Origin of the sequence: Arthrobacter crystallopoietes, assembly GCF_002849715.1 — a bacterium.
In the GTDB taxonomy this organism is placed as follows: Bacteria; Actinomycetota; Actinomycetes; order Actinomycetales; family Micrococcaceae; genus Crystallibacter; species Crystallibacter crystallopoietes.
This window is the reverse complement of the sequence record NZ_CP018863.1, coordinates 166541-190579: the sequence shown is the minus strand read 5'-3', so window position 1 is coordinate 190579 and position 24039 is coordinate 166541. Positions and strand designations below refer to the sequence as shown.

The 24039-nt window shown below is 61.8% G+C and carries 22 protein-coding genes; 18 read left to right on the top strand and 4 right to left on the bottom strand.

Translation table 11 applies throughout. The features are described from left to right. Window positions 1-143: 143 nt before the first annotated feature. From AC20117_RS00880 to AC20117_RS00850, 7 genes are read left to right on the top strand one after another with little or no spacing between them, the layout of a single operon-like run. Window positions 144-665, top strand: a complete 522-nt coding sequence (locus tag AC20117_RS00880; RefSeq protein WP_170837958.1) for an NUDIX hydrolase — start codon at window positions 144-146, stop codon at window positions 663-665. A 47-nt stretch (window positions 666-712) separates the two neighbouring features. Beyond that, a complete protein-coding gene (locus tag AC20117_RS00875; RefSeq protein ID WP_074703311.1) occupies window positions 713-1780 on the top strand; it encodes an ABC transporter ATP-binding protein in 1068 nt (355 codons plus the stop codon). Beyond that, entirely contained in the window at window positions 1780-2535 is a 756-nt protein-coding gene (locus AC20117_RS00870; RefSeq protein WP_074701420.1) for an ABC transporter permease, read from the top strand. Before AC20117_RS00875 ends, AC20117_RS00870 begins: the two co-directional genes overlap by 1 nt. Continuing rightward, on the top strand, window positions 2522-3241 hold the full coding sequence (locus tag AC20117_RS00865; protein WP_083339794.1) for an ABC transporter permease: 720 nt from the start codon (window positions 2522-2524) through the stop codon (window positions 3239-3241). The genes AC20117_RS00870 and AC20117_RS00865 overlap by 14 nt, the downstream gene beginning before the upstream one ends. A 40-nt stretch (window positions 3242-3281) precedes the next feature. Then, window positions 3282-4202, top strand: a complete 921-nt coding sequence (locus AC20117_RS00860; RefSeq protein WP_101632677.1) for an ABC transporter substrate-binding protein — start codon at window positions 3282-3284, stop codon at window positions 4200-4202. Between the two features lie 27 nt (window positions 4203-4229). Then, window positions 4230-5444 carry a pyridoxal phosphate-dependent aminotransferase gene (locus tag AC20117_RS00855; RefSeq protein WP_074701423.1) on the top strand — a complete coding sequence of 405 codons (1215 nt, stop codon included), beginning with the start codon at window positions 4230-4232 and terminating at the stop codon, window positions 5442-5444. Next, a complete protein-coding gene (locus AC20117_RS00850; RefSeq protein ID WP_074701425.1) occupies window positions 5444-6295 on the top strand; it encodes a PPK2 family polyphosphate kinase in 852 nt (283 codons plus the stop codon). The genes AC20117_RS00855 and AC20117_RS00850 overlap by 1 nt, the downstream gene beginning before the upstream one ends. Before the next feature lie 9 nt (window positions 6296-6304). Here the strand turns inward: AC20117_RS00850 and AC20117_RS00845 are convergent, their stop codons facing one another. Next, window positions 6305-6571: an exodeoxyribonuclease VII small subunit gene (locus AC20117_RS00845; RefSeq protein WP_083339795.1), complete on the bottom strand. Its 267-nt coding sequence runs from the start codon at window positions 6569-6571 to the stop codon at window positions 6305-6307. A 38-nt stretch (window positions 6572-6609) separates the two neighbouring features. After that, window positions 6610-7884 (bottom strand): exodeoxyribonuclease VII large subunit, encoded by a 1275-nt coding sequence (xseA, locus tag AC20117_RS00840; protein WP_074701427.1) that lies wholly within the window; start codon window positions 7882-7884, stop codon window positions 6610-6612. Between the two features lie 193 nt (window positions 7885-8077). Here xseA and AC20117_RS00835 point away from each other — a divergent pair, with 193 nt between their 5' ends. Beyond that, window positions 8078-8857, top strand: coding sequence for a hypothetical protein (locus AC20117_RS00835; protein WP_139186804.1), 780 nt, complete (start codon window positions 8078-8080; stop codon window positions 8855-8857). Between the two features lie 16 nt (window positions 8858-8873). After that, complete coding sequence (locus tag AC20117_RS00830; RefSeq protein WP_074701430.1) at window positions 8874-9959, top strand: 4-hydroxy-3-methylbut-2-enyl diphosphate reductase; 1086 nt, start codon at window positions 8874-8876, stop codon at window positions 9957-9959. Window positions 9960-9991: 32 nt separating this feature from the next. Here AC20117_RS00830 and AC20117_RS00825 read toward each other — a convergent pair whose 3' ends face one another. Then, window positions 9992-11203: a DNA recombination protein RmuC gene (locus AC20117_RS00825; protein ID WP_074701432.1), complete on the bottom strand. Its 1212-nt coding sequence runs from the start codon at window positions 11201-11203 to the stop codon at window positions 9992-9994. Between the two features lie 112 nt (window positions 11204-11315). On the opposite strand from AC20117_RS00825, the gene ychF reads away from it, so the two are divergent. The 6 genes from ychF (at window position 11316) to AC20117_RS00795 (ending at window position 18766) form a co-directional block, all read left to right on the top strand. Continuing rightward, window positions 11316-12401 (top strand): redox-regulated ATPase YchF, encoded by a 1086-nt coding sequence (ychF, locus tag AC20117_RS00820; protein WP_074701433.1) that lies wholly within the window; start codon window positions 11316-11318, stop codon window positions 12399-12401. Window positions 12402-12733: 332 nt separating this feature from the next. After that, window positions 12734-13258 carry a DUF1877 family protein gene (locus tag AC20117_RS00815; protein ID WP_074701435.1) on the top strand — a complete coding sequence of 175 codons (525 nt, stop codon included), beginning with the start codon at window positions 12734-12736 and terminating at the stop codon, window positions 13256-13258. Between the two features lie 167 nt (window positions 13259-13425). Continuing rightward, window positions 13426-13794, top strand: coding sequence for an iron chaperone (locus AC20117_RS00810; RefSeq protein WP_074701436.1), 369 nt, complete (start codon window positions 13426-13428; stop codon window positions 13792-13794). Between the two features lie 393 nt (window positions 13795-14187). Beyond that, entirely contained in the window at window positions 14188-15999 is a 1812-nt protein-coding gene (locus tag AC20117_RS00805) for an ABC transporter family substrate-binding protein (protein ID WP_074701438.1), read from the top strand. A 194-nt stretch (window positions 16000-16193) separates the two neighbouring features. After that, window positions 16194-17735, top strand: a complete 1542-nt coding sequence (locus AC20117_RS00800) for an ABC transporter permease (RefSeq protein ID WP_074701439.1) — start codon at window positions 16194-16196, stop codon at window positions 17733-17735. Beyond that, window positions 17732-18766, top strand: a complete 1035-nt coding sequence (locus tag AC20117_RS00795; RefSeq protein WP_074701441.1) for an ABC transporter permease — start codon at window positions 17732-17734, stop codon at window positions 18764-18766. The genes AC20117_RS00800 and AC20117_RS00795 overlap by 4 nt, the downstream gene beginning before the upstream one ends. A gap of 34 nt (window positions 18767-18800) precedes the next feature. On the opposite strand, the gene AC20117_RS00790 is transcribed toward AC20117_RS00795, so the two are convergent. Then, complete coding sequence (locus AC20117_RS00790; protein ID WP_074701442.1) at window positions 18801-19424, bottom strand: PH domain-containing protein; 624 nt, start codon at window positions 19422-19424, stop codon at window positions 18801-18803. Between the two features lie 88 nt (window positions 19425-19512). On the opposite strand from AC20117_RS00790, the gene AC20117_RS00785 reads away from it, so the two are divergent. From AC20117_RS00785 to AC20117_RS00775, 3 genes are all read left to right on the top strand, one after another. Beyond that, complete coding sequence (locus AC20117_RS00785; protein ID WP_074703312.1) at window positions 19513-21330, top strand: ABC transporter ATP-binding protein; 1818 nt, start codon at window positions 19513-19515, stop codon at window positions 21328-21330. A gap of 111 nt (window positions 21331-21441) precedes the next feature. Then, window positions 21442-21978, top strand: coding sequence for a hypothetical protein (locus AC20117_RS00780; protein WP_074701444.1), 537 nt, complete (start codon window positions 21442-21444; stop codon window positions 21976-21978). Between the two features lie 308 nt (window positions 21979-22286). Next, window positions 22287-23918: a peptide ABC transporter substrate-binding protein gene (locus AC20117_RS00775; RefSeq protein WP_074701445.1), complete on the top strand. Its 1632-nt coding sequence runs from the start codon at window positions 22287-22289 to the stop codon at window positions 23916-23918. The last annotated feature ends 121 nt before the right edge of the window (window positions 23919-24039 follow it).

The window sequence follows — 24039 nt, the reverse complement described above, 5'->3', positions numbered from 1 at the left end:
ATTCAGTTGTAGTCCCCGCTGGCCCCGGACGCAACGCTCGGGCAGCCAAAGATACGTTGGCGAAAGTATAGCTGCGGGGTTCATTGCCAAACGCGGCCCGGCGCTTCTGGGGCGCAGATGCAAGCCCGCATAGACTGAACGGCATGTCCTTCGATACCCGCATCGGCGCCTACGGCGTAATCGTTCAGGAGAATGCCGTGCTGCTGGCACGCTGGACCGGATCCGGAATCCCGCGCTGGACACTGCCCGGCGGAGGGCTTGAAGCGGGCGAAGATGCTCCCACGGCGGCCCTGCGGGAAATCACCGAAGAAACCGGCTACACCGTGGAACTGGGCCGCTTGCTCGGCGTCGACAGTAAGTTCATCCCGGCGGAACGGCGGCTGCATGGCGGCAAGGTTCCGCTGCACGCCCTGCGGATCATTTACGCTGCTACGGTGACGGGCGGTGATTTAGCGCATGAGCTCCAGGGCTCGACGGACCAGGCAAAGTGGATCCCGCTGGACGAGGTGTCCGCACTCGACCGCGTGGACCTGGTGGACGTCGGCCTGGACCTTTACTTTGCTGAACCTGCTGCGACGCCGGCAGCCGTCAGCCAAGCTGTCAGCAGTCCCGAGGCCGTGGCGCAAAACGGTTCCCCGACCAGGACAGGGAGCGAGACACGATGACCGAAGCACAGTCGGTGGCCCCGCAGGCCAGCCCGGGCAGCTCGCCCATGGTCCAGTTCCGCAACGTGTCGAAGAGCTACGCTTCGGGGCAGCCGGCGGTGCATGACCTGAACCTGGAAATCGACCGGGGAGCCATCACCGTGTTCGTCGGGCCGTCCGGCTGCGGCAAGACCACGTCCCTGAGAATGATCAACCGCATGGTGGAGCCCACGGAGGGAACCGTCCTGGTGGACGGGCAGGACGTTTCCGCGCAGCCCGCCGCGGCGCTGCGGCGTTCCATGGGCTACGTGCTGCAGTCCTCGGGCCTGCTGCCGCACCGGAGCGTGTTGGACAACATTGCGACCGTTCCCCGACTGAACGGCGTCCCGCGGCGGCAGGCGAGAATCCGCGCCGAGGAGCTGCTCGCCGTCGTCGGTCTTTCTCCCGCGCTGGGCAAGCGCTACCCGGCGCAGCTCTCCGGCGGCCAGCAGCAGCGGGTGGGCGTGGCCCGGGCGCTCGCCGCGGATCCGCCGATCCTGCTCATGGACGAGCCCTTCAGCGCAGTGGATCCGGTGGTGCGCGCGGAACTGCAGCAGGAGCTGCTGCGGTTGCAGCAGGAACTGGCGAAAACGATCGTGTTTGTCACCCACGACATCGACGAGGCCACGGTCATCGGGGACAAAGTGGCGGTCTTCGCCACCGGCGGCCGCCTGGCGCAGTACGCGCCGCCGGAGGAGCTTTTGCGCGCGCCGGTGGACGATTTCGTGGCCGGGTTCGTCGGCCGGGACCGCGGCTTCCGCTCGCTCTCGTTTGCCTCCGCCCGGGACCTGCCGCTGCAGCCCGCGGTCACAGCGACGGCTGGGACGCTGGAGTCCGCGCCTGCCGAAGGCTGGCTGCTGATAACCGACGACGGCGGTGCTCCCCTCGGGTGGCTGCCGCCCGGACAACGCACGTCCACAGCCGCGGTCACCGGCGGCTCACTGTTCACCGTGGGCAGTTCGCTCCGGCAGGCACTGGACGCCGCGCTGTCCTCTCCCTCCGGCCAAGGCGTGGCAGTGGACGCGACCGGCAGGGTAGCCGGGCTGGTGGACGCCGGCGAGGTGCTCCAGCGGCTGGACGCGGAGCGCCGCGGCTGATGGACTGGTACCTGGCCAACCTGCCCTTTGTGCTGGAGCTCTCCGGGCACCATCTCTACCAGTCGGTGCTGCCGCTCGTGCTGGGATTGCTCATAGCGGTACCCCTGGGCTACCTGGCCTGGCGCATTCCGGCGGTCCGCGGCATCATCCTGTCGGCCAGTTCGGTGCTCTACACCATTCCGTCCCTGGCCCTCTTCGTCATTCTTCCGGTCATCCTGGGCACCAGGATTCTGGACACGGCCAACCTGATTGTCGCCCTGACCGTCTATGCGGTCGCCTTGCTGGTGCGGTCCGTCGTGGACGCGCTGGAGTCCATTGACGACGGCGTCCGGCAAGCCGCAGTGGCCATGGGATACCGGCCGTTGAGGCGGTTCTTCGCCGTGGACCTGCCGCTGGCCGTGCCTGTCCTGTTTGCCGGCCTGCGCGTGGTGTCGGTCAGCAATATTTCGCTGGCCAGCGTGGGCGCTCTGATCGGCATCCGCAATCTGGGTGTGCTCTTTACGGACGGGCTGCTGCGCCACTTCCTGACCGAGATTGTCGTCGGCATCGTGATGACGCTGGTCCTGGCGCTGCTGATGGACTTTGTCCTCGTGGGCCTGGAGCACCTGCTCACGCCCTGGAACCGGCACCGCAAGGCCGGACGCAAACAGGTGACTGCCATGCCTGGCCCGGACAACTCCGGCAGCGGGGACAGCGCCGGAACCGCGCGCCGTCCTGATGCGGCTGAAACGGCGGTGCTGCATGAATCTCTTTGAGCAGGTTGGTCTGTGGTTCGCGGACCCCGCGCAATGGGCCGGACCCGCCGGTATTCCGGCCCGGTTGGGGGAGCACCTCTGGTATACGGTCCTGACGCTGCTGATCGCCGCGGCGATCGCCATTCCCGCGGGCATGTACGTCGGGCACACCGGCAAGGGCAAGGTCGCCGTGGTCTCGGTGGCCAGCGCACTGCGGGCACTGCCCACGCTGGGCCTGCTGACGCTGTTTGTCATCCTGATGGGCCTGGGCCTGATGCCGCCCATTTACGCGCTTGTCATCCTGACGGTCCCGCCGTTGCTGGCCGGCACCTACTCGGGCATCGCTGCGGTGGACCGGCAGCTGCTGGACGCTGCCCGCGGTCTCGGCATGACCGAATGGCAGGTTCTCGTGCGGGTGGAACTGCCCAACGCGCTGCCGGTGATGCTCGGTGGTGTGCGGGCGGCCGTATTGCAGGTGATCTCCACCGTCGCCGTCGTTGCTTATATCAATTTGGGCGGGCTGGGCCGGTATTTGATCGACGGATTGGCCGTCAGCGACCCCGTCCGGCTGTTTGCGGGCGCTATTCTGATTGCGGTGCTGGCGTTGATGGTCGATTTGATCCTCTCGATGGTGCAAAAGTACGCGGTCTCACCAGGTTTGAAGTCTTCCCCGGCCTCGCCGGGGCAGGGAACGAAGAATGTTGGCGCCCCGGGTGCCGGCCAGTAAAGGAGAAGCCTTGAAGATCCAGACATCCTCCCGCCGGGCAATGTTGGCGGCGGCAGCCATGACTGCCCTGACCGTCACGCTGACGGCCTGCGGCGCCAATTCCAACCCGTTGGAGGGTTCATCCGATACGGCCGCCAGCTCAGGCGCAACCGGTCCGCTGGTGGTCGGCTCCGCCAACTTCCCCGAAAGCCAGATCGTCGCCGAGATCTATGCCGGCGCGCTCACCGCTGCGGGATTCGAGGTCACCACCAAGCCCGGCATCGGCTCCCGCGAGGTGTACGTCAAGGCGGTCGAAGAAGGATCCGTGGACATCATTCCGGACTACAGCGGCAACCTGCTGCTGTTCCTGGATCCCGAGGCAACGGCCGCCTCCGCGGGGGAGATCACGGATGCCCTGCCCGCCGCCCTGCCGGAGGGCCTGGGCGTCCTGGAACCGGCGTCCGCCGAAAGCAAGGATGCCATGGTGGTCACTAAAGCCACCGCCGAGAAGTACCAGCTCGAGAGCATTGCAGACCTGGGGCCGGTGTGTGACGAACTTGTGCTCGGCGCCAACCCTGAATTCGCCGAGCGGGAATACGGACTGCCCGGGCTGAAGGAGAATTACGGCTGCGAGCCGAAGTCCTTCGAACCGATTAACGACGGCGGCGGCCCGGCCACTCTGCAGGCGCTGATTAACGACCAGATCCAGATCGCCGACATCTACACGACCACCCCGTCAATCGAGGATAACGACCTGGTCGTGCTGGAGGACCCGAAGAACAACTTCATCGCCCAGCAGGTGCTTCCCCTGGTTAATCAGGACAAGGTCGGCGAGGAAGCAGCAGAAGTGCTGAACGACGTTTCGGCCGCGCTGACCACGGAACACCTGGTGGACCTCAATCGTCAGGTCAGCGGGGACGAAAAGCGCAATCCGGCAGACGCGGCGGCGGACTGGCTGAGCGAAAACGGGCTGACGAAGTAAACGGTTCCAATATGCGAAGATGCTTAAATGGTCCAGTTCAAGCAGTCCAATAAGCTTCATAACGTCCTTTACGATATCCGCGGTCCGCTGCTTGAGCATGCCCACCGCATGGAGTCCGAGGGCCACAGGATCCTGAAGCTGAACATCGGCAATCCGGCGCCCTTCGGGTTCGAGGCGCCGGATGCCATCCTCGTGGACATGATCCGCAACCTTCCCGATGCCCAGGGCTACAGCGATTCCCGCGGGATCTTCTCGGCCAGGACCGCGGTATCGCAGTATTACCAGACCCGCGGTATCCAGGACATCGGCGTTGACGATGTCTACCTGGGCAACGGGGTCAGCGAACTGATCACCATGAGCCTGCAGGCATTGCTCAACAACGGTGACGAGGTGCTGATCCCCGCGCCGGACTACCCGCTCTGGACCGCCTCCGTGAGCCTGGCCGGCGGCCATCCCATCCACTACCTGTGCGTGGAGGAAGAAGGGTGGCTGCCGGATCTGGAAGATCTGGAACGGAAAATCACGCCCAATACCAAGGGCATCGTGATCATCAACCCGAACAACCCCACCGGTGCGGTGTACCCGAAACAGGTGCTTGAGGGCATGCTCGAACTGGCCCGGAAGCACAATCTGGTGGTGTTCTCGGACGAGATCTACGAGAAGATCCTTTATGAAGATGCCCAGCACGTAAATACTGCCTTGCTGGCCGATGACGTGCTGGTCATGACCTTCAGCGGGCTGTCCAAGGCCTACCGCGTCTGCGGATTCCGCAGCGGGTGGATGGCCATCTCCGGGCCGAAACACCTGGCTACGGATTACATCGAAGGCATCAACCTGCTGACCAACATGCGGTTGTGCGCGAACGTCCCCGCGCAGCATGCCATTCAGACAGCGCTCGGGGGCTATCAGAGCATCAACGATCTGATCCTGCCCGGGGGCCGGCTGCTGGAACAGCGGGACAAGGCCTATGAGATGCTCAATGCCATTCCCGGTGTCAGCACCCAGCAGGCCAGGGGAGCGCTCTACCTGTTTCCCAAGCTGGATCCGGACGTGTACCCGATCAAGGACGACGAGAAGTTTGCGCTGGATCTGCTCAAGCAGCAGAAAATCCTCGTCTCCCACGGAAGCGCTTTCAACTGGCACAAACCGGATCATTTCCGGCTGGTGACCCTGCCCAATGTCGGCATTCTCGAGGAAGCCGTGGAACGGATCGCCGAGTTCCTGAGTACGTACAAACCGTAATGGAAACTACCGCGTTCAGCCACAGTCCGACCGTCCTGCTGCGAGTACACAAGGGCTTCGACCTAAGCCAGGTCCACACCGGATCGACCCCGGGGTTTACCGGCGATAAAGACGCAGGCAAAGAGCTGCTGGACAGGGAGGACGAGCAGCTCACGGAACTGCAGGAGAAACTCTTCGCGCAGAGCCGGTTCGGCGCCCGCGACAGCGTGCTGCTGGTCCTGCAGGCCATGGACACCGGTGGCAAGGGCGGCATCGTCCGTCACGTCATCGGAGCAGCCGATCCGCAAGGCATCCACCACAAGGCGTTTAAGGCGCCGACGGCGGAAGAACAGTCCAAGGGCTTCCTGTGGCGGATCGAAAAAGAGCTGCCGGCGCCCGGAATCATCGGGGTCTTCGACCGGTCGCACTACGAGGATGTGCTGGTCCAACGGGTCCGCAAGCTATCTCCGGCCAACGAGATTGAACAGCGCTACAGCCTCATCAGGGACTTTGAGGCCAGGGTCGCCGCGGGCGGTACCCGCATCATCAAAGTCATGCTGCACATCAGCAAAGATGAGCAGAAGGACCGGCTGCAGGAACGGCTGGACCGGCCGGATAAGCACTGGAAGTACAACCCCGGCGACGTCGATGACCGCACCTTCTGGGACCAGTACCAGCAGGCTTACCAGATCGCCCTGGAACGTACCAGCACAGACAGCGCTCCCTGGTACGTGGTCCCGGCAGATAAGAAATGGTATGCACGCATCGCCGTCCAGCAGCTGCTGATCGACGTACTCGAAGACATCAATCCCCAATGGCCCACGGCGGATTTCGACGTGGCGGCAGAGAAAAAGCGACTGGCGGAAAGCTGACCCGCGAGCTCAGTCCCTGCCTTGTTCCGCCATTCCCGTTGCCGCAGGTCCGCCTGCCGCATCGGCCCTGGCTGCGTCGAGACGCTGCCTGGCCCCTTCCAGCCACGCTTCGCACCGGGCCGCCAGGGCTTCGCCGCGTTCCCACAAGGCCAACGACTGTTCGAGACTGGCCCCGCCGGTTTCGAGCTGGCTTACGACGGCGACGAGTTCCTCCCGCGCCTGCTCGTAGCTCAGCGATGCGACATCGGCATTTTCGACGGAATTCTTGGCATCCACGCTGGTTCCCGCTTTCGGATTGATGGTCTTGTTCAGTATTAGGGAGCGACGTCGGCCGACAGTTCGCCCACGGCAACACGCACACGCAGCCGCGTTCCGGCCGCAGCGTCAGAGCTGTCACGCAGGACGCTGCCGTCCGGCAGTTGCACGACGGCGTAGCCACGGTCCAGAGTGTTCTGCGGCGAGAGGGAACGAACCTGTGCCCTGAGATGGGCGATCCGGTCCGAGTCCCGGTGGACGGCGGCCGAGATGCAGTTGTAAGCCCGAGAGGACAAACGCTGCAGGTCTTCGTGCCGGGCTTCCACCATGCTGGCTGGATTGGCCAGGACCGGGCGGGAACGGATGGCGGTCAGCCGCTCGCTCTCGACCCGGATCAACTGGTCCACCCTGCGGTCCAGCATCTGCCGTGCCTGGGCTATCCTGGCGAGCTCCTCGTTGACATCCGGGACAATGCGCTTTGCGGCATCGGTGGGAGTGGAAGCGCGCAGATCCGCCACCTCGTCCAGCAGGGGACGGTCCGCTTCGTGTCCGATGGCGCTGACCACCGGCGTATGGGCAGCCGAAACCGCGCGGATCAGATCCTCGCTGCTGAACGGCAGCAGGTCTTCAAGGGATCCGCCGCCGCGGGCGATGACGATGACTTCCACATCCTCGCGGGCGTCCAGCTCCACGAGTGCGCGCTGGATCTGGGTTACGGCATTAACACCCTGGACAGCGACTTCCCGGACTTCGAAGGCCACGGCGGGCCAGCGGAGGGAAGCGTTGCGGATAACGTCTTTCATGGCATCCGAGTCGCGGCCGGTAATCAACCCGATACGGTGCGGCAGCATTGGAAGCGGTTTCTTGCGTTCTAGCGCGAAGAGGCCCTCGGCGGCAAGGGCATGGCGAAGCCGTTCGAGCCGCGCCAGCAGATCACCGAGACCAACGGGGCGGATATCGCGGGTCTGCATCGAGAGCCTGCCGGTCTTCACATACAGATCCGGCTTCAGCTGCGCCACGACACGCGATCCCGGCTCAAGGGGAAACTCCAGGCGGGCCATGACACTGCCCCAGGCCACGAGGCTGAACGATGCTTCCGCTTCCGTATCCCGCAGGGTGAGGTACGTGACATTGTTCCGCCTGTTGAGCTCAATCACCTGGCCTTCGATCCAGGTGGGCGGGACACGGTCAATGTGGCTCTTGAGCTTCTGCGACAGCAGCCGCAGCGGCCAGGGATTCTCCGCCGAGGTCTCCAAGGCGGTGGCAGGCAGAGTGGATGGCTTGGCCGGGGCATCCAATTGGCCACCGGCGGGTGGCCCCGGGTTCTGGTTCACGTAGTGTCCCTCTCGGCGAAGCTTGGCGCAGCTAGAGTACAGCGATCCTTACATTCTTATCAGCTATCGCAGACATTATTGATTCTGTTCTACTTATCCCAAGAGGCATCCTGCGCCTCTCGGGTAGCCGGCGGAGAGGAGCCTGCGGATGCGTTCCGTCCTTGCCTTGGTTCTTGGCCTGGTCACACTGGTAATGACAGCCGTCGCCGTGCCTGCGGCGTGGGCCAGCCAGAACCTGACGAACCAGCAAGGCTTCGTCGAATTGGCGGCACCCATGGGGCAGGCCCCCCAGTTCCGCAGCGCCCTGGCGGCGGCGATCGCGGAAGAAGTGCGCAACCAAAGCCAGTTGCCGCCGGGGCTCCAGGAGCTGGTTGATCCCATTATCGCCAGGGCGGCCGGAGCCGTCACCGGATTGGAAGAGTTCCCGCAGGCATGGAACGAAGCTTTGGCGAAGTCCCATACTCTGACGCTGGAGGCAGAAGGCCCGGATGAGGGTGCGCTCCGGCTTGATATCGCTCCCATTGTTGCCTTGGCGATTCAGCGGGTAGCGGACACGTTAGGGACGGAGATCCCAGTGCAAGAGGAGCTCATCGTCGATATCGGCCAGGCAGATCAGCAGCAATCCATCGACCTTGTACAGCGTGTTGCCAACGAGTGGCGCTGGATCGCGGCGGGGGCTTTTGCCGGTGCGCTGCTGACACTGATGGTAGCGAGGAGAGCGTCGACTGCCCTTGCCTGGCTTGGTATCGGCGCGGTTATCCTTGCTGCAGCTTTGTGGTTGGCTGCGGGGGCGGCACCCGATGTGGCTGCGCAACATGATGCTGCCGGTCCTGTTGCCGACGCCTTCACCGCGCGGTTCGTTGAACTCGCGACAGCGTCATTCCAACCCTGGACCGTCGTGCTCGCCGGGGCAGGATTGGCGGCCGCGGTGATTGGTGTAACAGCCCGTCAACTCTCGGGTCGAAGGGCCTAACGGCTAGCATGGATGTATGAGTACCACTGCTGTGTCCGTTCCGATGCCCACCATTCCGCGCAGGCGCCGCAGCCCCGAAGACATTGCCTCGGCCGCACTGGTCGAAGGGCCCCGCAAAGTCCTGCTGGCTGCTCCGCGCGGATACTGCGCCGGCGTCGATCGCGCGGTTATCGCCGTCGAAAAGGCGCTCGAGCATTACGGCCCGCCGGTTTACGTGCGTAAGCAGATTGTGCACAACCTCCATGTGGTCAGCACCTTGGAAGAAAAGGGCGCGATCTTCGTCGAAGAGACGGACGAGGTGCCCGAGGGGGCACTGGTTATCTTCTCCGCCCATGGCGTTTCACCCGCCGTCGTGCAATCTGCCGAAGATCGCGGACTGCAGACGATTGATGCGACCTGCCCCTTGGTGACGAAGGTTCACCGCGAGGCCGTCCGTTTCGCGAAGGACGATTTCGACATCCTGCTTATCGGACATGAGGGCCACGAAGAGGTCGAGGGCACGGCCGGAGAGGCTCCCGAGCATATCCAGATCGTCAACGGCCCGGAAGATGTCGACAAGGTCGAGGTCCGGGATCCGAACAAGGTGATCTGGCTGTCGCAGACCACGCTGAGTGTGGACGAGACTATGCTGACCGTGAACCTGCTCAAGGAGCGCTTCCCGACCCTGCAGGATCCTCCCAGCGACGACATTTGCTATGCAACCTCAAACCGGCAGGCTGCGATCAAGAAGATCGCCCCGCAGGCGGAACTGGTCATCGTGGTGGGGTCGGCGAATTCCTCCAACTCCGTGCGCCTGGTAGAGGTGGCTCTGGAATACGGCGCGAAGGCTTCCTACCGCGTGGACTTCGCGAACCAGGTCGACGAATCCTGGTTTGAAGGCATCTCCACTGTCGGTGTGACCTCGGGAGCCTCCGTGCCCGAGGTCCTCGTGCGCGAAGTTCTGAGCCTGCTCGCAGACTACGGTTATGCCGATGTTGAGGAAGTGGTTACCGCAGAAGAGGACATTCTGTTCTCGCTGCCCAAGGAACTGCGCGCCACTCTGAAGGAAAAGGGCGACGTTTCACGCGGCCTCGGCGGCAGGGGTGCCCGGCCCGCACACTAGACGTGGCGGGACGGGCACCGGCGCGTCTATGGCTAGGCGCTGCGCTCCTGGTCGGCGATGAGCTCCGGTGCGGCCAACAGCCGCGGTGTACTCTCCAAGGCCTGGGGCGCGGGTGGCTCCTTCAGCGAAGACGGGTCAAAGGCACTGATCCTCCGCGCTGTCGGCAGGACCCTTGACTCCAGTGTTCCGACGAAGGCGTTGTACTTTTCCACCGATCCCTTCAGGGACGAGCCGAGCTTCGTCACATGCTCACCAAGGGTGCCCAGCCGGTCGTAGAGCTGGCGCGACAGCTCGAAGATCTCCCGGGCGTTCTCGGTGAGGACTTCCTGGCGCCAGGTAAAGGCAACCGACTTCAGCGTGGCCAGCAGGGAGACGGGGGAGACGAGGGCCACGTTGCGGGAGAAGGCGTAATCCAACAGACCCGGTTCACTCTGCAGGGCCGCTGATAGAACGGACTCCGCGGGCAGGAAGCACAGGACGAGTTCGGGGGAGGCATCCACTCCGTCCCAGTATTTCTTGTTTGCAAGTGCGTCCACGTGTGCCTTGACGGCCTTGGCATGCGTAGTCAGCAGGCCGGCCCGCTTTTGACGCTCCTCCGCGGAGCCGAAAGACGGCAGTTCCTGGGCTTCCAGATATGCCCGCAGCGGCACCTTGGCATCCACCACGAGCGATTTGGAGCCGGGCAAATGGATCAGCATGTCAGGTCGAAGGGTACGCTCGGCTCCCACCAGATGGACCTGCTCGCTAAAGTCCACGTGGGCCAGCATGCCGGCGGCCTCCACCACCCGGCGGAGCTGAACCTCTCCCCACTGTCCGCGGGCGGAGTTGGACTGCAATGCCGCGGTCAGGGTCTGAGTGGAACGCAGCAACTGCTCATCGTTGAGTTGCGCAGCGCGAAGCTGCTCGGCCAGCTGGCCGAATTGTTCGACGCGGTCCCGCTCGAGCACATTGACCTGCTGCTGGACCGTCTTCAGCTTTTCCCCCACCGGGACCAGAGCACGAAGGACAGAGTTGTCCTGCTCGCTGCTGGCGGTAAGCTGCCGGTTCTGCTGGGCGAGCAAACGGCTTTCCGCCTCGGCCGCCGCCAAACGGGCCGTCGCGTTGCCAAGCCGCGCACCGGCGTCGTCAATTTCTTCCGCCAGCACTGCGACCCTGCGGCGGTAGGCCACCGCAGTTCCCGCAGCCCCGGCCGCTGCCCCTAAAACCAGCATGAGCAATGTGAGCACAATCTGAAACGCATCCATAGCTCAACCATGCCAGCCGGCTCTGACAATTTAGGCGAAGCCGGGGCGTCGTTTGCGCCACCGTTCGGGACGAATCGCTGAGCCGGGTACCTCACCGGTATCCTTGGATACCGTGGCTCTTACTATTGGCATCGTCGGACTGCCCAACGTCGGCAAATCAACTCTCTTCAACGCACTGACCCGGAACCAGGTTCTGGCGGCGAATTATCCGTTCGCGACCATCGAGCCGAATGTCGGCGTGGTGCCCTTGCCTGATTCCCGGCTGGATAAGCTGGCCGAAATCTTCGGCTCCCAGCGCATTCTGCCGGCGACCGTGTCTTTTGTCGATATCGCCGGGATTGTCCGGGGCGCCTCCGAAGGCGAAGGGCTGGGCAACCAGTTCCTGGCCAATATCCGTGAAGCCCAGGCCATCGCCCAGGTCATCCGCGTGTTCGACGACCCCGATGTGGTCCACGTTGAAGGTAAGGTGGATCCGCGCTCCGATCTCGAAACCATCAACACCGAACTGATCCTCGCGGATCTGCAGACGCTGGAAAAGGCACTGCCTCGGGTTGAGAAGGAAGTGAAGATCAAGAAGCGCGACGCCGCCGAACTGGCCGCCATGGAGGCAGCCCGGAAGGTGCTGGAGCGCGGGGATACGATCTTCGCGTCCGTGGAGAGCGACAAGCTCGACGTCGAGAACCTGCGGGAGCTGAGCCTGTTGACGGCCAAGCCCTTTATCTATGTCTTCAACGTCGATGACACTATTTTGGGCAGCGCCGAGCGCCAGGCCGAGTTGCGCGAACTGGTTGCTCCGGCGGACTGCGTGTTCCTTGACGCGAAGCTGGAGTCGGATCTGGTGGAGCTGGAACCGGAAGAGGCCCGCGAAATGCTGGAGATGAACGGCCAGGACGAATCAGGCCTGGATCAGCTGGCCAGGGTCGGATTCCATACACTGGGTCTCCAGACTTACTTGACGGCCGGGCCGAAGGAAGCTCGCGCCTGGACGATCAACCAGGGCGATACCGCTCCGCAGGCAGCCGGTGTTATCCACTCCGATTTCCAGCGCGGCTTCATCAAAGCGGAAGTGGTCTCCTTCGCCGATCTCGTAGATGCCGGTTCGATGGCAGAGGCTAAGTCCCGCGGCAAGGTCAGGATCGAAGGCAAGGAATACGTCATGTCCGACGGCGACGTCGTGGAGTTTAGGTTCAATGTATAACTCGGCCTGGCGGTCGCTCCTGCCGTAACTGCAGGAGCGACCGCCGGGCTGGGTAAAGCGCACCCTGGAGTGCGGATCGATCGACCCCTCCTGAATACAGAATCTTCGACAAGGCGCCGCGTATCTGCGATATCTGCCTCGTTGAGGCTGGCCGGTCGTGTTTGGGCCGGGTATTCCCCGTACGACATCGATGTTTGCCGCCACACGTTTTTGCTGTGGCGGAGCGCAGTCAAGTCCCTTTTCATATCGGACGACTGTCGGTCCCCTGCCTCGTTATCCACAGGCGACACGATATTGGCCGTGGCGGCGTACTGCTGTCTCAAAATCGTCGTATGGGAATCAGATACTACGCATACGCATTCGACAGCGATCAGACCGAGAAGGCACTCGCTGACCCACTCACGGTGATTGGCTCCGACCCGCTCGCGGACGCATTGGGCCTTGAGCCGGGTTTCACTCACGGTGTCACAGACTTCCGGCAATCCTTGCCGGAGCGTGACTTTCTCTACCTCGACAAGGCATGGCAGCACCTGCAGCGGCTAACTGCTCGGCGCTCTTCGGGTGCTGGAGCCAGAGCGGCCTACCGGATGTTCGAAGGGCAGGTGACAAACACCGACGGTGGTTTCACCTGGCGGCCGTGGGTGCGCGCACTCCCGCCTCATGAGGTCGAACCCATCGCCCGGGACCTTGAGACGATCAGCGACGCCGACATCGAAGCGGGCCTGGGCGGGTTCTGCTCGTCCAGTCAGTCGTTGGAGTCCGAGCTGGCCTACGCGACCCAATTCCTACATCGAGCTAGAGACTTCGCCGATGCGGTGGCCTCGGAGGGGCGTGGATTCGCCTACATGATCGGATGATCGCGGTGCGGCAGCAACACACACACGTTGGGTGTGATCATGACGGCGTAGCGCACGCCGAGAATCTAGACCTCATCGCGTCGGCAAACGGAGGTTTCTCACCGCGAGGATGTGGAGGAGTTCCGCTTTACCACCTGAGTCTGTGTCGATGATGGCAAGGTAGTCCTATGGCGATACAGCACGAGAGCGTTGACGCGTACATCGGTTCGTTCGCCGAGGACGTCCAGTTGCGGCTTCGGGAATTGCGGGAAATAAGCCGCAACTGCGCTCCCAACGCCACCGAAGGACTCAAATGGGGCCACCCTGCCTACTCCCTGGGAACAATTCTGTTCGTCTTTAGCGGCCATCAAAAGCACGCAAATTTCGTCTTTACGCCGTCCACCCTTGCTGCTTTCAGTGACCAGCTCATTGGATACAAGACAGGCAAAGGCTCGATACAGCTGCCGTACGACGCACCTGTACCCACGGACGTGCTCAGCAGGATGATTGCCTATCGCATCCGGGAGTACGAGAAGGACGGCGTGAAGTGGATGTAGCTTGCCCGCTTGCTGCCGCAATGCGTGGAACCGGTTAGCAACCAATAACTAAAAATCGTCCCACCCAGCGGTTCCGGTTCGACAAGAGCGGGGCCGCTGGCTCTTTTTTTGCCCGTTTCTTCCGCGAGTTTACGCGGATCGGCTGATCTTCCGCTCGGAGTGAAGAGGCTCGTTTGGGACGTTGTGTTGCGCCGTCGTTTGGTTGCATCTCGATAACAACCCGTTGTGAAGCAACTTTTTTATACCCAAGAGTAGGTGTAACGGTTTACGCTCTTATGCATGTGAGGCACGCCACTTTCACGGCAGTAATTCAGGGGCAACCAATCCGTGCTTTTGCCGGATCCCGATCGGCGGACCGGCCACACAAATCACTCTGAGGAACTAGGAGGCGGAATGCGTTTCGGACGTACTTCCAAAGCAATCGGTGTTGCTGCTGTTGCGGCCATGGCACTGAGTGCCTGCGCGTCGACGGGTGGCGGAAATACCGCATCCGAAGGTGCAGGCGATACCGCGGCTACCGGTGGAACCATTAGTGTCGCTGAGACCAATGCGTTCAGTTCGTTCAACTCGGACACCGCCGCAGGCAACGTTGATATCAACGGCAAGATCGCCTACATGACCCGCGGCGGTTTCTACCACATCGATAATGAACTCAACGTCGTCCGGAATGAAGAATTCGGAACATATGAAAAGCTTTCCGATGACCCACTGGTCGTGAAATACACCCTCAACGAGGGCGTCCAGTGGTCTGATGGCAATGCCGTCGACGCGGCCGACCTCATGCTGAACTGGGTCTCCGAATCCGGCTACGCCAATGATGCGACGGTCGACCCGGAAACCGGTGAAGTCACCGAAGGAACGAACTACTTCGATTACGCCGGCGACACGAGCGGCCTCGCACTGACCGAGATCCCCGAGATCGGCGACGACGGCCGCTCCATCACCTTGACCTACTCCAAGCCGTACGCCGACTGGGAGATTGTCTTCGGCGGACTAAACGACGGCGGTATCGGCATGCCTGCGCATGTCATTGCAGAAAAGGCCGGCTTGGCTGACGAGCAAGCTCTTATCGACCTGATTGAGGGACTGGAACGCGGTGACGCGGCGAATCCTGCCGATCCGAATGCCGAGCTGCAAGCAGTTGCCGACGTTTATAACACTGGATTCGACACGAAGTCGTTGCCCAGCGACGAATCGCTGTATCTCTCCAGTGGGCCTTTCATGGTGGACAGCATCACGCCGGATCAGTCAATCACCCTGGTACGCAATGAGTCCTATGACTGGGGCCCGACCCCGAACGTGAACGAAATTACCGTCCGGTTCATCGGCGCCGCCCCCGACCAGGTCCAAGCGCTGGAGAACGGCGAGGTGGACATCATTGCCCCTCAGCCCTCCGCGGACACAGTCGAGCTGCTCGAATCGATTGATGGCGTCACAGTAGAAGTCGACGACCAGCTGGCCTACGACCACATCGACCTCAATTACACGGGCGTTTTCGCCGATGAAAACGTCCGGGAAGCCTTCATGAAAGCTGTTCCACGGCAGACCATCGTGGACCGCATCGTGAAGCCGCTGAAGGAAGACGCTGCACCGCTGGACTCGCAGTTCTTCGTTCCTGCCCAGGAGGCCTATGGGGCCTCTGCCGCGTCCAACGGCTCGGAGGCATACCAGGAAGCTGACATCGAAGGCGCCAAGGAGTTGCTCAACGGCGAGACTCCCGAAGTGCGGATCATGTACAACAAGGACAACCCGAACCGCGTGGATGCCTTTGCCTTGATCCAGGAATCTGCGGAGCAGGCAGGGTTCGAAATTGTCGACGGCGGTCTGGGCGCCTCTGACTGGGGTGCTGCCTTGGGAACCGGCACCTATGATGCGTCCATCTACGGCTGGATCAACTCCGGTGTCGGCGTCAGCGGCGTACCGCAGATCTTCCGTACGGACAGCGGCTCAAACTACAACGGCTTCTCCGATCCAGAGGCCGACAAGCTGATGGACGAACTCATGGTCACCACGGACGCGGCCGCACAGGATGAAATCATCACCAAGATCGACAAGCTGGTGTGGGACTCATTCTATGGATTGCCGCTCTTCCAGTCGGTGGGGCTCGATGCTTACAACAGCGAACGTGTTGAAGGCGTTGTCTACCAGCCGAACCAGACCGGTGTCTTCTGGAACTTCTGGGACTGGAAAGTCAAGGGTGAGTAAGTCCCTAACGTTCTAACGCGCAGGGTACTGCAAGGCGCTGGGACCACATGCAACAACGGTCCCGGCGCCTTTGTAGTCTTGTGAAACTTACCTGACCTATTTGCGGCCATGAATCTCCCCTCGCGGATCGGAGTTCAAGAGGCGGGCAACCGGATTACGTCGTCCGGGAAGTGAAAACGAGGTTTATACAAACAATGGTGACCTATATTGTGCGGCGGCTATTCACAGCCGTACTGATTCTCCTGGGTGCCTCATTCTTGGTCTACCAATTAACCGCACTGTCCGGCGACCCGCTTGCTGACCTACGCACGAGCAACCAGCCGAATAAGGAAGAGCTCATCCAGCAGCGTATTGAGCTTCTGGACCTGAATGTGCCTGCACCCATACGTTACTTCCACTGGTTAGGAGGCGCAGCAAAATGCCTCGTGCCGTTCGCCGGCCAGTGCGATCTCGGGTTTTCCACCACAGGACAGCCCGTGACGGAGGCGCTGGGCAGAGCCATGGGCATGACGATACTCTTGGTTAGCGCGGCCGCAATTCTAGCCGTGCTTATCGGCGTTTCGCTCGGCATCGTGACAGCGCTGCGTCAGTACAGCACGCTGGACTATGGCGTCACCTTTATGGCGTTCCTCTTCTTCTCGCTGCCGGTTTTCTGGGTAGCAGTTCTGCTCAAGGAATACGTTGCCATCGGGTTCAACAACTTTCTGCGGGAACCGCAAATCCCCTTGGTAACCATAATCATGGTGAGCGTGGTCAGCGCCTTGATCTGGTACATCTGCGCCCGTGGAACAGTGCCGGCCAGGCTCAAGGCCGCTGGCATCGGGTTCGTGCTGGCCGGCGGCGTGCTCTGGCTGCTGTCGGCGACGTCTTGGTTCAGCTCGCCAGGGCTTGGGCTGCCGGTTATTGCAGTCGCAGGTGCAGGAGTCGCCTTCGGCGCAACCTTGTTGACCGCTGGCTTGAAGAATCGGCGCGCGCTGTATTCGTCCCTGATAATGGTTGCCGTCGGCATCATGCTGTATTTCCCCATCCAGCCGCTGCTGGCTCAGGCAACGGGCCTGATGGTTGTCCTGCTGGCCGTAGCCACAATCCTGCTAGGGCTGGGAGTTGGATACCTCATGGGTGGCTACGACCGACGCCAGAACATGAGCGCGGCAGTCATTACGTCGTTCCTGACCGCGGGACTGGTCCTTCTGGACCGGTACATGCAGGCATGGCCCGCTTACTTCAACAACAACAGAGTCAACGGTCGGCCCATCGCTACCATCGGAGCGGAGACGCCGAACCTGGAAGGTGACTTCTGGGTGCACGGCCTCGATACCTTTACCCACCTGCTCCTGCCCACCATTGCACTGCTGCTGATTTCATTGGCTTCCTACAGCCGTTATTCGCGCTCTTCGATGCTGGAAATCATGAACATGGACTACATCCGTACCGCGCGGGCGAAGGGGCTCGGCGAGCGGACGGTGGTTATGCGCCACGCGTTCAGGAACGCCCTGATTCCCATTGCCACTATCGTGGCCTATGACATCGGCGGACTGATTGGCGGTGCGGTCATCACGGAGCGGGTCTTCGCGTTCGCTGGCATGGGGCAACTCTTTATCCAGGCCCTGGATCGCGTTGACCCGAATCCCGTCATGGGAGTTTTCCTGGTCACGGGCATCCTGGCGCTCGTCTTCAACCTCATAGCGGACCTCGTCTACTCCGCCCTGGATCCGAGAGTGAGGGTCAAGGCATGACCACCACGAGTACTGTTTCAACCGAACCTGCGGCACATCAAGAAAAAGCCGGACTAAGCCAAGGCCAGATTGTCCGCAAGAGGTTCATGGGCAACACTGCGGCGCTGATCAGCCTGGTGCTGTTCTTGCTCATTCTGGTTCTGGCTTACTCTGCGGGCGGTTTCTTCGGCCTGCCGGGCTGGTGGAAATTCACCTACAACGAGGTCAATGACTTGGCCAATGGCGGAAAGCCCACACTGCAGCTCTTCCCGTTCAGCTTGGGCGAGCACCCGTTCGGCCAGGACCGGCTGGGCCGGGATACCTTCGCCCAGACAATGCGGGGCGTGCAAATTTCCGTAGCAGTGATGTTCATCATCGGCGTCGTCGGCGGCGCCATCGGCGTCGTGGTTGGAGCCGTCTCCGGCTTCTTCCGCGGCAGGATCGAAGCGGTGCTCATGCGACTGACGGACATCGTCATCGTGATTCCGCTGATTATTCTTGCAGCCGTTCTCGGTCAACTCGCTGCACGCTGGATTCCAGCCGGAATCCAGCCCTATTTCCTGGGCCTCTTTGTCGGGCTCGTCGCGTGGACCGGTCTCGCCCGGCTGGTCCGAGCAGAATTTCTCTCCCTGCGCGAGCGCGAATTCGTGGATGCAGCCCGCATCGCCGGCGCTTCAAACGCCCGGATCATCTTTAAGCACATTCTTCCCAACGCCGTGGGCGTCATCATTGTCAGCGTGACGCTGAGTATGTCGGCTGCGATTCTGCTGGAGACCAGCCTGTCCTATATCGGTATGGGTGTGAAGGCACCCGACGTTTCACTGGGCTCGCTGATCAGCCAGAACCAGGAAGCGTTTTCCACCCGTCCGTGGCTCTTCTGGTGGCCGGGCATTTTCATTGTGGCCATCTGCTTGTGCATCAACTTCATCGGCGACGGACTGCGGGATGCCTTTGACCCCCGGCAGAAGAAGTTCAATGCCAAGAAGGCCGGTGCAGCAACGGCGCCGGATGATGGTCAGGGAGCCGAGGGCTCCCGACCTACGAAAGTTTGAGATGACGGCTGAAAATCTTTTGATCGCGCCGTGCTCAGCCCGTCAACGACAGCACGCTGGCTACAATCAGGGCTGCTGCCGCAATGAGAACCAGCCAGTTCGGCCTTTTCGCGACTGTGGCAGTGTCGGCCTCGCCGGCCGCCACCGCGCCGGACGAGATCAGTTCGGCCCAACGGGAGCGGACATGGAAGGCCGCGGCACCGGAATCCGAATTGGAAAGGTCACCGGGACGCACGGATTCGCCCGGCCCATAGGTCACCTCCGGCAGCCCGCGGACATGCCCCGGCTGTGCGCGTTGGACGCCGAAGATGCCAGGCGCCGGCGCCGCCCATGCCGCGAACTTTCCCTTCGGCGTGACCAGTGTCAGCGCGTATTTCGTGTCAACCATGATCAGGGCGGGCCACGGGACCTGAACTGTCAGCAGCGGATTGCGCAGCGCCACCCCGGCGTCGGAAACAACGACGGCGGGGTACCAGGCCAGCCACCACGCCAGATACCCGAGGGCCACCAACGGCGCAAGCTGCACGAGAGCCGGGAAACCATGCGTTACGGCTGTAGAGACCAGGCTGAACAACACGATGAGCCAGACAACACCCGTCAACCAAGCGGCACTTCTCGGCCGGAAAACAACAGGAGGGTCGGTGTCATGACTGGACATGCTTCCATCGTGTCAGGCTCGTGCGCCACATCACTAATGGAACAAGCCGGCTGCGAGCAGTTGGAAGGACAAACCCGCAATGACTGAAATGATCGATCCTGCCATCCCCATCTATACCGGAACCCCCGCTGGCGGCTCAGAACCGCCGGTGCTGGAGGTTTCGGATCTGAGCGTTGATTTTGGTGTTGAGAAGGAATGGGTGCCGGCCGCCATTGATCTGAACTACCAGGTCTCGGCAGGGGAGGTGCTCGCCATTGTCGGTGAGTCCGGTTCGGGCAAAAGTGCCAGTTCCATGGCGCTTCTGGGACTGCTGCCGGCCAATAGCCGAGTGCGCGGCAGCGTGAAGCTCAATGGAAAGGAGATCCTGGGACTCAACCCCAATAAACTGCGGCAGCTTCGCGGCAATGACGTGGCCGTTATTTTCCAGGAACCGATGACGGCGATGAACCCGGTCTACACCATCGGCTTTCAGATTGTGGAGACACTGCGCCTGCACAACGCCATTTCTCCCGAGGAGGCCAAGGACCGGGCCATTCGCCTGCTCGAGCTGGTCGAACTGCCCGATCCGGAGAAGGCGTTCAAGTCCTATCCCCACCAGTTGTCTGGCGGACAACGGCAACGTGCGATGATCGCGCAGTCGCTGTCTTGCGATCCGAAGCTGCTGATCGCCGACGAACCGACCACCGCTCTCGACGTGACGGTTCAGGCCGAGATCCTGGACCTGATGCGCAATCTCCGCAACAAGCTGGATAGCGCCATCGTTCTGATTACCCACGACATGGGTGTGGTCGCTGATCTGGCGGACCGCATCGCCGTGATGCGTCGCGGCCGGATCGTCGAAACGGGAACGGCACAGGAGATCTTCAACGATCCGCGGCATGAATACACCCAGCAACTGCTGGCTGCCGTTCCTCACCTGGGAGGCCACAACACAGGCAGCGACGACATCGATATCACCGCAGCCCTCGCGGCAGCAACAGGCATTGCGCTTCACGAGGTTGATGAGACGGAGTTGCAGCGCAGGGAAGCCGCTAACGAGGCGGCACTGGACATGGCTGCCAGAGAAAGCACACACGGCGAGCCGGTCCTGGAACTGACCAACGTCGCCATCGAATACCCCAAACAAGGCAGAGTACCGGCGTTCCGGGCGGTGGAGGGAGCGAACCTGGCGATCTATCCGGGCCAGGTCGTAGGCCTTGTCGGCGAATCGGGCTCCGGGAAAACGACTATCGGCCGTGCCGCCGTCGGACTTCTGCCGGTGGCCGAAGGCTCCCTGAAAGTTGTCGGACGCGAGATAGCGGGTGCCAGCCGCAAGCAACTGCACGCACTCCGGCGTCAAGTCGGCATGGTCTTCCAAGATCCTTCTTCGTCGCTGAACCCGCGGCTCCCTATTGGAGAAAGCATTGGCGAGCCCATGTTTTTGGCCGGCGTCGCCAAAGGGGCAACGCTGCAGCGGAACATCGAGACACTGCTCGATCAAGTTGAGCTGCCCCGTGGCTACCGGAACCGTTATCCGCACGAGCTCTCCGGCGGGCAGAAGCAGCGGGTAGGCATTGCCCGGGCTTTGTCGCTGGAGCCGAAGCTGATGGTTGCCGACGAACCGACGTCGGCGCTTGACGTCTCCGTCCAAGCCACTGTGCTGGAACTTTTCCAGAATCTTCAGCGTGAACTTGGTTTCGCCTGTCTCTTCGTCACCCACGACCTTGCCGTCATCGATGTCCTGGCTGACCGGATCTGCGTTATGCGGCACGGCAACATCGTTGAGCAGGGCACACGTGACCAGATACTCCGCCATCCGCAGGAGCTGTATACGCAGCGTCTGCTGGCAGCAGTGCCGCTGCCGGATCCGGATAAACAGCGTGAGCGCAGGGAATTGCGCGCCCAACTGCTGGCCACGGCGGATTAGGCGGCCGTCTTAGGATCTCCCACCATCCATAGCCCCGGGGTCCGGACCGTGAAAAGATGCTGTCCGGACCCCGGTGGTCCCCACTGAATGCTCGAAACGAAGGAGTGACCGATGATCCGCACCATGAACATCGAGGCGATCGAACGCGGCATCGGCCGGTCATGGACCGAAGTCGAAAAGTTCCTAGCCTCCATCGATGCCAAAGAGAAGAGCCATAAGGAGATTGCCCAAGCCCTGCAGGATGCCGGTTTGGCGAAGGACTGGTGGGCGCAATCTGCCACAGTCGCTTTTGAGCAGTTGATTGGGCGGCGCGTGCCGGGGCAGGACTGTGATGGCAGGTTCCAGACTTCTGCGAGCAAGACAGTGGCAGGCACGATGGACGAAGCGAGGGACAAGTGGGTGGCCCTGATAGGCACCGCTGAGGATTTTTCCGGAGTGGGCATAAGCAGAGGTCCGGAACTGAGTGAAACCGACAAGTGGCGCTACTGGCGCTGCGGCCTGGCCGATGGCTCACGAGTTAACGTCAACATCTACGAAAAGGCCCCGGGTAAGTCAGCGCTGTCCCTGCAGCACGAGAAACTGGAGACGCCCGAGCAGCTGGATCATTGGAAGTCCTTCTGGAAGGCAACGCTAGGCCAACTCTCCTAGCTGGATTACCAAGGGCATGACACGCCCGAATGCGCACTCCGTACTCCGATGCAAAAACGTTACATCCTGATTTTGGCTAATGCCCCCACTTTCCCGTACTGACGCGGGAGAATGGCGCTGAAAGGGCTTGCCTGGCGCCTCTCCAGGGCAAATTGCAACCCAATCGAAAACCCAATACTGTTACCGAGGTCACAGGTCGGGACTATCCTGATCACGACCACGAGTTGGGGCGGACTCAGATTCAAGTTCGCACTGGCTGGTCCGGCGCAATCCGATGCCGGGCGTTCCGACTGCAAAGAGGAATCGACATGCGTTTCGCGCGAACATCGAAACTGATTGGTCTGGCCGCAGCTGCTGCCTTGGCCCTGAGTGCATGCGGCGGGGGAGGTGGCACCGAAGGCGGAGAGGGCAACGCTGCTGCAGTTATTACCGCCAACAGTACGGAGCCGCAGAACCCGCTGATCCCAACGAACACGAACGAGGTCGGCGGCGGCCGCGTGGTGGACCTCCTCTTCGAGGGACTGATCAGTTACGACGCCGAGGGCAAACCGGTCAACGAGATGGCGGAGTCCATCGAGACCGAGGATTCGAAGACCTACACAATCAAGCTCAAAGCCGACCAAACGTTCACGAACGGCGAGCCCGTTACTGCCAACTCCTTCGTTGATGCCTGGAACTACGGCGCCGCAGCTGAGAACGCACAGCTGGGCCAGTACTTCTTCGAGAGCATCGCCGGCTACGACGAAGTCAGTGCCGAAGGCAGCACCCAGACGGAGATGTCCGGCCTGAAGGTGGTCGACGACCTGACGTTCACCGCCGAACTGGCCCAGCCGGAATCCGACTGGCCGTTGCGGCTTGGCTACACGGCCTTCTCGCCGCTTCCCAAGGTTGCGTTTGAAGACATGGAAGCCTTTGGCAACAACCCGGTGGGCAACGGCCCGTACATGCTCGCAGGCGAGGATGCCTGGCAGCACGATGTCCAGATCGCGTTGACGCCGAACCCTGATTACCAAGGCACCCGCACACCGAAGAACGGCGGCATCACCTTCAAGTTCTACTCCGGCTTCGAAGCCGCGTACCAGGACCTGCTGGCGAACAACCTCGATCTGCTCGACACGATCCCGCCGAGCTCGCTGGCAAACTTCAAGACGGACCTCGGCGAGGGCCGCTGGCTGGAAAAGGCCTATGCCGGCAACCAGACCATCACCATTCCACAGTACCTCGATGAGTGGACCGGCGAGGCCGGCGAACTGCGCCGCAAGGCCATTTCGATGGCCATCAACCGGGACGAAATTACCGAAGTCATTTTCTCCGGCGGACGCCAGCCGGCAACGGAATTCACCGCTCCCGTGCTCGACGGATACGACGAGAGCATTCCGGGCAGCGAAGTCCTTGAATACAACCCCGAAGAAGCCAAGAAGCTTTGGGAACAGGCTGAGGAAATCGATCCCTGGGGAGACAAGACGTTCACCATCGCTTCGAATGCCGATGGCGGACACAAGGAATGGATCGAAGCCGTGGTTAACGGCCTGAAGAACGATCTGGGCATCGACGCCCAGTTTGAACCGTACGCAACCTTCGCCGAAGTCCGGACCAAGATCACGGCAAAGGACATGACCGGAGCGTTCCGCACGGGCTGGCAGGCGGACTACCCGTCGCTGTACAACTTCCTCGGCCCGCTGTTCGGCACGGGTGCTGGTTCCAACGACGGCGAATACTCCAGCGAAGCTTTCGCTAAGAAGCTCAACGAGGGTCTGAACGCAGAAACCCCGGAAGAGGGCAACGCCATCTTCAACGAGGCCCAGGAGATTCTGCTCCAGGATCTGCCGGCGATCCCGCTCTGGTACCAGGTGCGGCAGGTGGGTTGGAGCGAGAACGTTGAGAACGTTGACACCGCCTGGAACGGAGTTCCGATTTACCACAACATCACCGGGAAGTAAGAATTATCTAGCGGCTGTTCGGGGGCCGGCCATCCTTTGGCCGGCCCCCGTGCTGTGCCGGACTCGCAAAGAACAGGCATGTGAATGACTAGTCTCCTGCTGGTTCCGTCGGAAGAAGCTA